Origin of the sequence: Pseudomonas sp., from assembly GCF_050739935.1 — a bacterium.
In the GTDB taxonomy this organism is placed as follows: domain Bacteria; phylum Pseudomonadota; class Gammaproteobacteria; order Pseudomonadales; family Pseudomonadaceae; genus Aquipseudomonas.
Genome location: NZ_JBOICF010000122.1, coordinates 19933 through 32575 on the forward strand (window position 1 = coordinate 19933; position 12643 = coordinate 32575).

A 12643-nucleotide genomic window follows, 5' to 3' on the forward strand; every position below is an offset into this window, starting at 1 on the left:
CTCATTGTTCTTATTTTTGAGTGCGCCCGTTGCGGCTGGGCGGTGAAACGTTTACATCGGCAATGGTCCTGACGCGTTTTTTGTAGGAGTCGGCTTGCTGGCGAAAGGGCCGATACAGCCGACCTATCTTCGGCGGTCATGACACCGCCGTTCGCCAGCAAGCCGGCTCCTACAGGGAATCACCGTTCGCAGATACTCGCGAATCAGTTGGTCTGGGCCCCCTTATCGATCCATTGTCCCAACAAGTCACGTTCCTGCTGGGTCATTTGGGTGATATTGCCCAGTGGCATGATCTGCGCGGTCACCGCCTGGGCCTGGATGCGCGGGGCCAGTTGCTGGATCTGTTGCGGGGTGTCGAACATGATCCCGGCCGGCGCGCTGCTGAACAGCGGGCTGGTCGGTTTGGCCGAATGGCAGACCGCGCAGCGTTCCTGAATCACGCTGTGAACCTTGTCGAAATTCACACCGTCGCCAGTGCTCGCCTGCGCGGGTGCGGCAGGAGCGGGTGCTGGCGCGACTTCAGGCTTTGGCTCGTCCGCACGATGACCGCCAATCGCCGTTCCCGGCAGGGGCTGATATTCGATCTTTGCCGCCACATCAGGACTTTGGGGCATTTGCGCAGGGCCGGTGACGTACGCCAGACAGATCATGCCCAGCGCACCGACCGGCAACGCCCAGGCGAACTTGTGGCTGTTGTGGCGGGTGTTGAAGTAGTGACGAACCAAGACCGCGCACACTGCAATTGCCGCCAGGATCAACCAGTTGTACTGGCTGCCGTAGGTGCTCGGGAAGTGGTTGCTGATCATGATGAACAGCACCGGCAGGGTGAAGTAGTTGTTGTGGCGCGAACGCAGCAGGCCCTTGGCTGGCAGCGTCGGGTCCGGCGTGCGGTTCTCGGCGATGGCCGCGACCAGCGCTCGCTGCGCCGGCATGATGATGCGGAACACGTTACCGACCATGATCGTGCCCATGATCGCGCCGGTGTGCAGGTACGCGCCACGACCGCTGAACACCTGGCTGAAGCCATAGCAGGCGCCGATAACCAGTACGAACAGCACCAGGCCCAGCAGACCGGGACGCTTGCCCAGTGGCGAGTCGCACAGCAGGTCATAGATAAACCAGCCGGCGATCAGTGAACCGATGCCGATGGCGACGCCTTCAGGACCGCTCAGCGTGCTGCCAGGTGCAAGTAGATACAGAACCGGGTTGGAATAGAACACCACGCACAGCAGCACGACGCCCGACATCCAGGTCCAGTAGGCTTCCCATTTGAACCAGTGCAGGTTGTCCGGCATGGTCGGTGGGGCGAGCTTGTATTTTTCCAGGTGGTAGATACCGCCGCCGTGGATCGCCCACAGGTCACCGGACAGCCCGCTGCGCGGGTTGGCGCGGTTGAGGTTGTTCTCCAGCCAGACGAAGTAAAAGGATGCGCCGATCCAGGCGATCCCGACGATCATGTGAATCCAGCGCACGCCCAGATTCAGCCATTCCATCAGATGTGCTTGCACAGTGTGTACCTCGTGCCTGTCGTCACTTGCGGACGTTCAGGCGCTCTCTCTTATAAATGGGGATCGAGAATCATCTTCTGACTCTCTTCGAAGAAATGCTCATCGCAGTTATTGCCGTTGCCACTGCGATCAACCACCAGGAAGTCATCCCGCTTTTCGATCGTCAGCACCGGGTGGTGCCAGACGCCGCGATGGTAATTAACACCCTGCCTGCCATTGGTGATGAAGGCGCGGGTCAACTCTGGTTCAGGTGCATCGCCAAGTGGCGCGACCACGACCAGAAAAGGGTTGCCGAGCAGCGGAATGAAAGCCTGGCTGCCCAGCGGATGGCGTTCCAGCATGCTCACGGTCAAGGGCATGTCCAGCGCGTCGGCGCGGAAGATGCTGATGATCGCCTTATCGTCCGGCGTTGCGGTTTCAACTTCGGCCAGACGATGGAAGCGCATGGTCGAGCCGTTGTTGATCATGAAATGATCGCTGCCATCGGTTTCGATGACATCACCGAAAGGGGCGAAGGCTTCTTTGGTCAACGGCTCGATAGTCAGTTTGCGCATGCGGGTTCTTCTTTCCTTAATTTCGAAAAAATGTGTGTCTTGCGCGGCATTTGTAGGAGCCGGCTTGCTGGCGAACCGCGGTCTGTCAGGCAATGCACATGTAACTGACCCAACGCGTTCGTCAGCAAGCCTGCTCCTACAGGCTCAGCGTTACTTCGCCACCTTGCCCAACACTCGCAACCGGCTCACACCACCATCCGGGAACACGTTCAAACGAATGTGGGTGATCGGGCCGAGCGCCTTGATCTGCTCGACGAAGGTGTGCTCGGCGTGCATTTCCAGTTTCTGGCTCGGCAGCAGTTCGCGCCAGAACAGGCTCTGGGTTTCGATCTGGCTGTCGGTGCCGCCTTTGACGAACGCGCCCTGAATCGAGCAGCTGTCCGGGTAGTTGCCCTTGAAGTGCAGGGTGTCGACGACGATCTGCTCGACTTCACCGGCATGCCCCAGAGCCACGATGACCCAGTCGTTGCCTGGCGTGCGCCGACGCGCGGTTTCCCAGCCGTCACCCATGTTCACGCCACGGCCCGGGTTGAGGATGTTGCTCATGCGACCGAAGTGCTCGTCGGAGCAGGCCAGGGCCCGACCGCCATTGAGCGCTGCCGCCAGGTCCACTTGCTCGTTATCGCCTACGGCCGACCAGTCGCGATGCGGCACACCGTACACGCGCAGACGCGCCACGCCGCCGTCCGGGTAAATGTTGAAACGCAGGTGACTGTAAGCCTTGGTGTCGCCGATCTCGTGGTAGTGGTGGCTGTCGCCCTTCAGTTCCACGGCTGGCAGCACCTCCGTCCACACCGTGTTTTCGTCCGGCTCGCCCGAGGCCAGGAAGCAGGCTTCCAGCGATGCCGATGGCGGGTAGTTGCCGGTGAAATACGAGGTGTCGATGTCCACGCCCTTGATCGAACCGGCAACGCCCAGGCGGATCACCGCGCTGTCATAACCCTCGAAGCGCTTGCGGCGCGATTCCCAGCCGTCCATCCATTTGCCGTTGTCGTCGAACACACCTTCTTTCCACACCGCCGGGGTTGGCTGGAACAGGCGGTTGGCGTCGGCGAACCAGTCGTCGGTCACCGACAGGATTTTGGTGCCCAGACGAGCGTCGGCCAGGTTGACGAATTTTTCGAAGGGTACGGCGTAAGCTTTCATTATTGTCTGCCTTTGGTAATGGGCGTGGGGATGGTCAGGGCTCAAAGCGCTTGCAAACGGAACATCGCGATCTTGTTGATCTCGGCCAGGGCGCAGGCGAACTCGGTTTGGACCGAGTTGTGAATGCGCGTCTCGAACGCCGCGAGGATCTGATGCCGGTTGCTGCCTTTTACCGCCATGATGAAGGGGAACGCGAACTTGGCCTTGTAGGCATCGTTCAGCTCGGTGAAGCGCGCAAACTCCTCAGCCGTGCATTGGTGGATACCGGCGCCAGCCTGTTCGTTGGTGCTGGCTTCGGTCAGTTGGCCTTGCACGGCGGCTTTGCCGGCAAGATCCGGGTGAGCGTTGATCAGGGCCAATTGCGTGGCGTGATCGGCGCTCAACAGGATGTCGCTCATACGCGCATGCAGCGTCTCGATGTCGTCGAGGTCGCTTCGCTGCCCCGGAGTGAGGCATCCCAGGTCATAGGCTTTTTCAGCGACCCAAGGCGAATGCTCGTAGATGTCGGCGAAGGCTTTGACGAAGTCTTCGCGGCTTAGAGTTGAGGGAGTCAGGGTCTGGAAACGACTCATTGGGCGTTCTCCTTGAAAGGATGGACGTCATGCCAATGCCGGGCGATCTCCACGCGGCGGGCGAACCACACCTGCTCGTGGCCTTTGACGTATTCAAGGAAGCGTTGCAGCGAAGCCAGACGGGCAGGGCGCCCGATCAGACGGCAATGCAGCCCGATCGACAGCATCTTCGGCGCTTCGGCACCTTCGGCGTAGAGCACGTCGAACGCGTCCTTGAGGTAGTCGAAGAAGTCGTCGCCCTTGTTGAACCCCTGCACTTGGGTGAAGCGCATGTCGTTGGTGTCCAGGGTGTACGGAATCACCAGGTGCGGCTTGCCGGTGGGGTTGTTCGGCTCCCAGTAGGGCAGGTCGTCGTCATAGGTGTCGCAGTCGTAGAGAAAGCCGCCTTCTTCCATCACCAGGCGGCGGGTATTGGGGCCGGTGCGACCGGTGTACCAGCCCAGCGGACGCTCGCCGGTGAGTTCGGTGAGGATGCGGATCGCTTCGAGCATGTGCTCGCGCTCCTGGGCCTCGTCCATGTTCTGGTAATCGATCCAGCGATAGCCGTGGCTGCAGATCTCATGACCGGCCTGAACCATCGCGCGGATCACGTCAGGGTGACGCTGGGCGGCCATGGCCACGGCGAAGATGGTCAGCGGAATCTCGAATTGCTTGAACAGCTTGAGAATGCGCCACACGCCGGCGCGGCTGCCATATTCGTAGAGCGATTCCATGCTCATGTTGCGCTGACCTTGCAGCGGCTGGGCGGCGACCATTTCGGAGAGAAACGCTTCGGATTCCTTGTCGCCGTGCAGAATGTTGCGCTCGCCACCTTCTTCATAGTTCAGTACGAACGACAGCGCGATACGGGCATTGCCTGGCCAGTGTGGGTGGGGCGGGTTACTGCCGTAACCGATCAGGTCGCGTGGATAGTCGGCGCTCACTGCAATCTTCCTTATCTACGTGTTGTCTGTGGCGGTGGCCATCGAGAACCTGCATCGTGGCGTGATGATGATCACGATCGGTGTATGGCACTGCCGCTGCGATGGATAGATTGTATACAACTTTATTTGCGATTTGTAAGCCTGTTTTTCGCTTTTCTCATGCCATATGTCACTGCAAGAAACTTGCCTGACTGGTCAGGATATGAGTAAAAATCCCAATACATTCCTCGGGGCCTGCCAATTCAAGGGGTTCGCTGGATGAGCAAACGTCGGCGCCGAAAACGTGATTTTTATTGTGTACAATTTTAATTAAAAATGTCTTAATCGCTCATCGCTCGCCTTTTTCATCCGCTGCAAAGCACTGAAAGGGTGCGACCAGACAATCCAATCATCGAAGAGGCACTGACACGCCATGGGACGACTGACCACACACGTACTGGACGCCGCGCACGGCTGTCCTGGCAGCGCAATCCGCGTGGCCCTTTATCGGGTCGAAGGCGAACGCCTGGAGAAAATCGCCGAAGCGCTGACCAATGGCGACGGCCGCTGTGACGCTCCGTTGCTGCAGGGTGATGATTACCGTTCGGGTGTCTATCAGCTGCAGTTCAGCGCTGGCGATTACTACCGCGCCAAGGGTGTGAAACTGGGTAATCAGGCGTTTCTGGATGAAGTGGTGCTGCGTTTCGGCATCGACGCCGATCAGGATCATTACCACGTGCCGCTACTGATTTCGCCGTACAGCTACTCCACCTACCGCGGCAGCTAGGCAACACGCGTCACCCCGCTTCATTGTTTTGCCCCTGTTCCTCTTGCCCGCCCCACACTGCGGGCTTTTTTTCGGCCTGAAATCCGCTTCCCGCGCATACATATGTATGTAAGGCCGCGCCTCGATCCGTGGACACTCCGACGCTCCTATTGCGTACTGGAGAACACCCATGAATACCGCCCGATTGCGTCCGCCGGACTTGCTGTCGATAGACGAGCTGCCTGAGCCGAATCTGCTGGAAATCACCGTGACCATGCCTGACTGGCTGAGTGCCGCCGGGGCGGATGTGCGCGATGAGTACACACGGCAGTTGGTCGCCTATCACGCCTGTGCCAACGAACTCCAGACCCATCTGGACGACGTGCTTCCATCCTTCGAGGAATTCGTCCACGAGCGATTGGCAGCGCGCATCAAGGCTGACCTGGGTATTGACGTCGATCCGGACGCGGTGGCGATCGATCTGCCGAAAAAGGTGCAGCGCGACTACCAGATAGACCCTCAGTTCGGCAGGGTGAAAAACTACGCGGCTCCTTGGGTCCCGAGCATCGAACGTGAGCAGTTAAGCCTCTCTGAGCTGGCGCGGCGCAACTTTCACGCCGACGATGAACAGATGGCCCGCCGGTTTGATTTTGCACAGCTCGAACAGGACGAGCCGGCGTCTGCCGGAGGCCTGACGGCGGCCTGGCTGCACACTGTCATTCCTGAACTTGATGTCGCTCAAGCGTATAGAACCAAGCTTGAGCAGCTGTTTCGTGTGCCGCCCACGCTAACGGAGCGAGGGCAACGCGAGGCGGACCTTTTGCTTGAGCCTTACGAGCGGCAGATTCAGCTTCAGGGTTTCTGCGAGCTGGCCCGCAGGCGTTTGAGCGAGGAGGGCTATCAGATGCTCAAGCTGGCAGCGCAGGCACGGAACAGAACTGAAACCGATGCCGTGCAATTGGAGATGAGCTGGCTGCAGTTCAAGCCGGGCAGCTCGATCAGCGGTGAGCGGGACAGTCATACGCTAAGCGGGCCATGCGCGATTCGTGATCGAATCACCGACCGCACCCTGATCTATCTGCCCGATGCGCCGGTGGATAGCGTACTGATCGAAGCATCCGCGCCCGCACATGCCTTGTCGCGGTTGATTCAGCTGCTGATCAGCAAGCCGATGATGGTCGATTACCTGGCTGAGCGCACGCTGGATTGGGAAAACACCGCCCGTCACGTCAGTTACATCAATCAGGCGCTGGCGCGCGGCTTCGAGGGCTTCATTCGCGTCGTCCCAGCGCTCGATCTGCAAATCGCCGCTCAGCAACTGCACACCCGTGCCTGGTCGCTGCATCGAAGGACGCAGGCGCGCGCGCGAAGCAAACACGACCTCGACGTCGAATGCTACAACCAGCAGAACGACGTCTACCTGATGTATTTCAAGGCGTTGTTGGGCGTGTTGCCCGGCATCGGCACGCTGATCGCTGTTCAGGACGGCTGGAAAGAGGGTCATGACGCGGCACAGGCGTTCAGGGAAGGGCGGCTGCAGGACGGCCTTCTCGCGCTGGGTAGCTCCGCCATGAATGTGCTGGACGTTGCGATGTCAATCGTGCCCGGCCTGGTGAGTGTCTGCGTACTGACCAAGCTCGCTCGCCGCGGCGCCGGATTGCGATCGGCCGTATCGGCCGCGCGGCAGCCCGTGCTCAAACCGTTTGCAGGTTATGAGGTGCAGAAGTCACTGGTGGGCGCGCTGCCTCAGTCCGGACGCGATATCGGCACCGTATTGAAGGACGGCCAGCTGTGGATTCAGCATGAAGGCAGCGTGTACGCGGTCTATCGACGCAGCGGCGAACGGACCCTGCGCCTGAAAAAAACGACTGCCCATGGCTATGAGCCGCCAGTACGTCTGAACAATGGCACCTGGGTTTATCACACGGACATCGGCCTGAAGGGCGGGATGCGATCGACGATCGCCGAAACGCTGATCGCCAGGGCGCACGGTGATCCGGCCTTCAAGAACCGCCATGCTCGGCAGTTGCTCGATCAGTTTGAGTTCCCGCCTGATCGCCAGCGTCGCCTGGAGCTCGACATTGCCGTTTACTATCAAAAGCATCGGGCAGTTCCGGACTGGGCTGAAGCTTACCGCCGTCCGCGGCGGGTGCCGGACGCCTCGTCTCAACCGGGGCCCAGCGGCGTCAAACGCAAGGAGCCGCCCACCACGGATAGCCCGGCCAGGCGTTCGCCGGAACCAGGTTCCAGCAGTTTGCCCGCTCGTGTGCCCGGCGTGGTGAGTAGCCCCGAGAGTTGGAAGAGCTGGGCGCGACCCATTCCCGATGCATCAGCGTTACAGCAGGTCGGGGTGCATCCGCCCATCTTTCGGGTAACCGGCGAGCAGCGTAGCTCCTTCGTTCAAATAGATGCTTGGCGTTACGACATCCTGCCAAGTGGTGCCAGCCAGCATCCCTCGATCGTATTCCTGAAAAATCCCGACGCGCTTGAGAACAGCTTTTCCGGCCTTAACGAAACCATCCGGCGCAATCGACACGCCCAGCCCATCATGGCGTCGTTCGAGGGCGGTAGGTGGACGGTCCACGGCCCGTTGTTCAAACATAGGATTCATGAGCTGGTGGAGCAGGCGCGGCCCGGCATGACGCCGGTGAGCAACCGGATCCTGGCAGAGAAGCTCTACGAGGGAGCTGATCACGCTCACACTGGACTGACGGCATCACGCCTGATCAACATGAGGGCGACCCTCAACGCCTGGCAAAAAGGCCAGCTTGCCCCGGTAGCCAGCATGAACGATCCCTTTTTGATGCTCGAAGGCTACCCAGTAACAGGCGTCGGCACCAGCCATCCGCGCATCAGACTCAGCTATGGACCATCACTGCAGCCTTTCAAACGTCTGGATTTCACCGCCGCCGAGCCTACGCTGGCGCGGCTGCTGGAGGTCGCGAGAGCCGGATCGCACATCGGCGGGTCTGCCAAAAGCGCGCTGCGTGAACTCATGTCAGGGGTCATTACCCATGCCGGTTACCATCTGGTACCCGCTGACGAGGCGATGATGCATTTACGCTCGCTTCTGCTTTTTCGACGTCCTGGCCAAGAGCAACTCTACATGCTGAACATGCGCTACGTATCCTCGTCGCACCTGGAGTTTCAGCTGGGCAATCTTGATGACGCCATTCCCATGTCCAACCGCTGGATCGATGAATGGCTGACTGCCCACCCTGCGGATCATGCGGCCAGGGCCGTAGTCGAGGCACGCGATCAGGGGCGCCTGGTAAAGCTGGTGGGTGGTCTCAAGACCGGCAGCAGCACCGATCCGAGCACCCAATTGTTCGTGCAGCGAGTCGCGATTGATCTTTAACGGACAAGGCTGCTGTCAGTACTTTCTCTGCGCCGACCCTCGCAAGTCAGCGACTGAGCAGAGCTGCCGTGCCGGCGGCGCCAAACAGTGTGGCGCTGACACGGTTGAACCAGTTCTGGCCCTTGCCGGTGCGCAAATAGCGCGCCGCGCCTTGGGCGCCCAGGCCGTAGAACAGCTTGCAAGCGAGGTCGAGCAGGGTCCAGGTGATGATCATGGTGATCAGTTGGCCGAGAAAGGGTTGATCGGCCTTGAGGAACTGCGGCAGAAAAGCGGCGAAGAACAGGATGTCTTTGGGATTGCTGGCACCCAGGACAAAGGCGCGCCCGAACAATGAACCGAACGCCGGCTTGGTTACGGCGACTGGCACCTGTGCGCCGCAGGCAGGCTGGCGCGATTGCTTCCAGCTCTGCCAGGCGAGGTAGAACAGGTACAGACCGCCGACGATCTTCAGCGCGCTGAACAACTGCTCCGACGCCATCAGCAAAGCGCCAAGACCCAGAGCCGAGGCGCTGAGCAGGCAGATCGAGGCACAAACCCCGCCGAGAAACGCCGGATACGAGCGCAGCAGGCCGTAATTCAGGCTATTGCCGATCATCAGCAGTGACAGTGGCCCGGGAATCAGGATCACCACCAGGGCGCCGGCGCTGAACAGCAGCCAGGTTTCCAGGGTCATGCGGTTTTCTCCTTGTTGAAATCGGAAAAGCAAAAACGCCACCTGGCGGTGACGTCATTTGCAGATGTATTCCATCCCCTGTGGGCGCGAATTCATGCGCGAGGGTCGGTGCAGTCGACGTAGATTTGTCGCCTGATGCACCGCATCGCGCATGAATTCGCTCCCACGCAGATGTTGCATTGGACCGATACGTGGTCGGTTACAAAAACACAAACTTGGCAATGAAGATCGCGCACAACGCCCACAGGCTGACCGAAATCTCCTTGTGGCGCCCGGTACCGGCCTTCAACACGACATAGGTGATGAAGCCCAGCGCGATGCCGTCCGCCACCGAGAACGTCAGCGGCATCATGATAGCGGTGACGATTGCAGGGATGGCATCGGTGGCTTCGTCCCACTCGATGTGCGCCATGCCGCCCATCATCAGCATCGCCACGTAAATCAGAGCGCCAGCGGTGGCGTAAGCCGGGATCATGCCGGCCAGCGGTGCGAAGAACATCGCGGCGACGAACAATACGCCGACGGTCACTGCAGTCAATCCGGTACGACCGCCAGCGGCCACGCCCGACGCACTTTCCACATAGCTGGTGACCGGCGGCACACCGACCATCGCCCCGAACACGCTCGAGGCGCTGTCGGCCTTGAGTGCGCGGGACAGGTTCTCGATGCGGCCATCATCGTTCACCAGCCCTGCACGTTGCGCGACACCCATCAAAGTGCCCGCCGTGTCGAACATGTGCACGAACAGAAAGGCAAGCACCACGCTGATCATGCTGACGTTGAACACACCGGCGATGTCCATCGCCATCCACGTCGGTGCCAGGCTCGGCGGAGTAGAGAAAATGCCGTTGTAATGCACCAGGCCCAGACCCCAACCGGCCAGGGTCACGGTGATGATGCTGATCAGAATTGCGCCGAAGACGCGGTGATAACTGAGCACGGCGATCATCAGAAAACAGATGGCCGCCAGCAGCGGGCCAGGCTCACGCAGCGAGCCGAGCTTGATCAGCGTCGCCGGGCTGTCGACCACGATGCCCGCGGTTTTCAGACCGATCAGGCCAAGGAACAGACCGACGCCGGCGCCCATCGCGAAACGCAGACTCACCGGAATGCTGTTCAGCAACCACTCGCGAATCCTGGAAAGCGTCAGGACCATGAAGATCACACCCGAGATGAACACCGCGCCTAGTGCCGTCTGCCAGCTGTAGCCCATGGTGCCGACCACGGTGTAGGTGAAGAACGCGTTAAGCCCCATGCCCGGCGCCAGGCCGACCGGCCAGTTGGCGTACAGCCCCATCAACAGGCAGCCCAGCGCAGCGGCGATGCAGGTCGCGACGAAAGCGGCGCCGTGATCGATGCCCGCGTCAGCCATGATGTTGGGGTTGACGAAAATGATGTAAGCCATGGTGATGAAGGTCGTCAGGCCCGCCAGCAGCTCGGTTCGAACGGTCGTGCCATGCAGGCTCAGCTTGAAGATGCGTTCAAGCAGACCTGTACGCGGTGGCCTAGGTTCGACTTGAGCAGCATCCAGCGGCGCGGCTTCGGTTTTGCGACTTTCCACAATGAAATCCTCGGGACGTTTTTGTTGTTTTTTTCAGAGCCGGTAACTGCTCCTTGAGGCGCATCGACCGTCAGTTCAATTTGTTGACTGAGGGGTCAGAAACGTGCACGAGGGAATTATCCTTTTGTATACAAAAAATGCAAATAATGTTTTTGATTTTGTCGCGGGTATTTTAAGGATTGTGTGCATAACAGTGGACGAAGCAGAAATCTGTTCAGACTTTGCACACTGTGTACAATGCGCCATTACTTTTACTGTGACTTTGCACTGATATCTGCTATTGCTTTTGTCATCAGCAGTCACGGTTACGGCCCACGCGCCGCATTCAGTTCTCACGAGTGCCCATGAACGATCAGTTGCAACCTCTCAAGAAACAGCCACGCGCCGCCAAGGCAGGTCGCAGCGGCACCCAGGACGACATCGTCTACGCGCATATTTTCGAGGCGATTCTCGAACAACGGCTGGCCCCCGGCACCAAGCTTTCGGAAGAGGCCTTGGGCGAGATCTTCGGTGTCAGTCGCACCATCATTCGTCGCGCGCTGTCGCGTCTGGCTCATGAAGGTGTGGTGTTGCTGCGTCCGAACCGCGGCGCGGTGGTCGCAAGCCCCAGCGTCGAAGAGGCCCGCCAGGTGTTCTTCGCCCGACGTATGGTCGAGAAGGCCATCACTGAACTGGCGGTCGAACACGCCACTGCCGAGCAGCTCAACGAGTTGCGCAAGATGGTCAGCGACGAGCGCGACAGTTTTTCCAGAGGGGATCGTGGGGCGGGCATTCGTCTCTCCGGTGAGTTCCACCTGAAGCTGGCGGAAGCGGCAAACAATGCGCCGCTGATCAGCTTCCAGCGCAGCCTGGTGTCACAGACTTCATTGATCATCGCCCAGTACGAAAGCGGCAACCGCTCGCACTGCTCCTACGATGAACACACCCAGTTGATCGACGCCATCGAAGCCCGCGATGCGACGCTAGCGGTGAACCTGATGATGCATCACATGGACCACATCGACAGCAAACTCAACCTCGACGAAGACAGCGCCTCGGATGATTTGCACGCGGTGTTTTCGCATCTGATGCTGCCGAAGAAAAAGCCGGGGCGCAGTACGGCGGTTTGAAGTTGAGGTCGCCCCCGATCCGGGAACAGATTCAGGGTCAGGAGCGATAATACGCCGTACGGGGTTCGAGACTGTGGGCGCGAATTCATTCGCGAGAGGGCGGCACAGCCGACGCCGATGTGTCGCCCGAACGACCGCATCGCGAATGAATTCGCTCCTACAAGTGCTATGTCCATTAAGCCTCCAGCAACCGTCGGGAGAAGCCCAAATCCAAGCGTTGATCTCGGCGCTTATGCGCCAGAAAAAGGCCGGGCGTAGTACGGCGGTTTGAAGTTGAGGTCGCCCCCGATCCGGGAACAGATTCAGGGCCAGGAGCGATAATACGCCGTACGGGGTTCGAGACTGTGGGAGCGAATTCATTCGCGAGAGGGCGGTACATCCGACGCCGATGTGTCGCCCGAACGACCGCATCGCGAATGAATTCGCTCCTACAAGTACTATGTCCATTAAGCCCTCAGCAACCGTCGGAAGAAGCCCAAATCCAAGCGTTGATC

Annotated in this window: 10 protein-coding genes; 3 read left to right on the forward strand and 7 right to left on the reverse strand. The window is 59.7% G+C overall.

Annotation, left to right across the window (positions count from 1 at the left end; all coding sequences use genetic code 11):
* Positions 1 to 203 precede the first annotated feature (203 nt).
* The 5 genes from ACRER8_RS24450 to puuE all read right to left on the reverse strand — a co-directional run bounded on the left by ACRER8_RS24450 (position 204) and on the right by puuE (position 4703).
* Entirely contained in the window at positions 204 to 1508 is a 1305-nt protein-coding gene (locus tag ACRER8_RS24450) for a urate hydroxylase PuuD (RefSeq protein WP_431748750.1), read from the reverse strand.
* A gap of 50 nt (positions 1509 to 1558) precedes the next feature.
* Positions 1559 to 2062: an ureidoglycolate lyase gene (locus tag ACRER8_RS24455; RefSeq protein ID WP_431748751.1), complete on the reverse strand. Its 504-nt coding sequence runs from the start codon at positions 2060 to 2062 to the stop codon at positions 1559 to 1561.
* 150 nt (positions 2063 to 2212) lie between these two features.
* Complete coding sequence (alc, locus tag ACRER8_RS24460) at positions 2213 to 3208, reverse strand: allantoicase (RefSeq protein ID WP_431748752.1); 996 nt, start codon at positions 3206 to 3208, stop codon at positions 2213 to 2215.
* A gap of 41 nt (positions 3209 to 3249) precedes the next feature.
* Positions 3250 to 3780 (reverse strand): 2-oxo-4-hydroxy-4-carboxy-5-ureidoimidazoline decarboxylase, encoded by a 531-nt coding sequence (gene uraD, locus ACRER8_RS24465; protein ID WP_431748753.1) that lies wholly within the window; start codon positions 3778 to 3780, stop codon positions 3250 to 3252.
* The gene (gene puuE / locus ACRER8_RS24470; RefSeq protein ID WP_431748754.1) at positions 3777 to 4703 is read right to left on the reverse strand and encodes an allantoinase PuuE; all 927 of its coding nucleotides are present in this window, start codon (positions 4701 to 4703) and stop codon (positions 3777 to 3779) included. The genes uraD and puuE overlap by 4 nt, the downstream gene beginning before the upstream one ends.
* Positions 4704 to 5115: 412 nt before the next feature.
* Here puuE and uraH point away from each other — a divergent pair, with 412 nt between their 5' ends.
* On the forward strand, positions 5116 to 5469 hold the full coding sequence (gene uraH, locus ACRER8_RS24475; protein ID WP_431748755.1) for a hydroxyisourate hydrolase: 354 nt from the start codon (positions 5116 to 5118) through the stop codon (positions 5467 to 5469).
* Between the two features lie 169 nt (positions 5470 to 5638).
* A complete protein-coding gene (locus tag ACRER8_RS24480; RefSeq protein ID WP_431748756.1) occupies positions 5639 to 8806 on the forward strand; it encodes a dermonecrotic toxin domain-containing protein in 3168 nt (1055 codons plus the stop codon).
* A 46-nt stretch (positions 8807 to 8852) separates the two neighbouring features.
* On the opposite strand, the gene ACRER8_RS24485 is transcribed toward ACRER8_RS24480, so the two are convergent.
* Together ACRER8_RS24485 and ACRER8_RS24490 are read right to left on the reverse strand one after the other, a co-directional pair.
* Positions 8853 to 9479, reverse strand: a complete 627-nt coding sequence (locus ACRER8_RS24485; protein ID WP_431748757.1) for a LysE family translocator — start codon at positions 9477 to 9479, stop codon at positions 8853 to 8855.
* Between the two features lie 199 nt (positions 9480 to 9678).
* Entirely contained in the window at positions 9679 to 11040 is a 1362-nt protein-coding gene (locus ACRER8_RS24490) for an NCS2 family permease (protein WP_431748758.1), read from the reverse strand.
* 344 nt (positions 11041 to 11384) lie between these two features.
* Here ACRER8_RS24490 and ACRER8_RS24495 point away from each other — a divergent pair, with 344 nt between their 5' ends.
* The gene (locus ACRER8_RS24495; RefSeq protein WP_431748759.1) at positions 11385 to 12149 is read left to right on the forward strand and encodes a GntR family transcriptional regulator; all 765 of its coding nucleotides are present in this window, start codon (positions 11385 to 11387) and stop codon (positions 12147 to 12149) included.
* The last annotated feature ends 494 nt before the right edge of the window (positions 12150 to 12643 follow it).

Bases quoted from the DNA above. Each gene is read 5' to 3' on its own strand.
- ACRER8_RS24485 (WP_431748757.1), bottom strand. From the start codon at position 9,479: ATGACCCTGGAAACCTGGCTGCTGTTCAGCGCCGGCGCCCTGGTGGTG.
- ACRER8_RS24480 (WP_431748756.1), top strand. From the start codon at position 5,639: ATGAATACCGCCCGATTGCGTCCGCCGGACTTGCTGTCGATAGACGAG.
- uraD (WP_431748753.1), bottom strand. From the start codon at position 3,780: ATGAGTCGTTTCCAGACCCTGACTCCCTCAACTCTAAGCCGCGAAGAC.
- ACRER8_RS24495 (WP_431748759.1), top strand. From the start codon at position 11,385: ATGAACGATCAGTTGCAACCTCTCAAGAAACAGCCACGCGCCGCCAAG.
- alc (WP_431748752.1), bottom strand. From the start codon at position 3,208: ATGAAAGCTTACGCCGTACCCTTCGAAAAATTCGTCAACCTGGCCGAC.
- ACRER8_RS24455 (WP_431748751.1), bottom strand. From the start codon at position 2,062: ATGCGCAAACTGACTATCGAGCCGTTGACCAAAGAAGCCTTCGCCCCT.
- uraH (WP_431748755.1), top strand. From the start codon at position 5,116: ATGGGACGACTGACCACACACGTACTGGACGCCGCGCACGGCTGTCCT.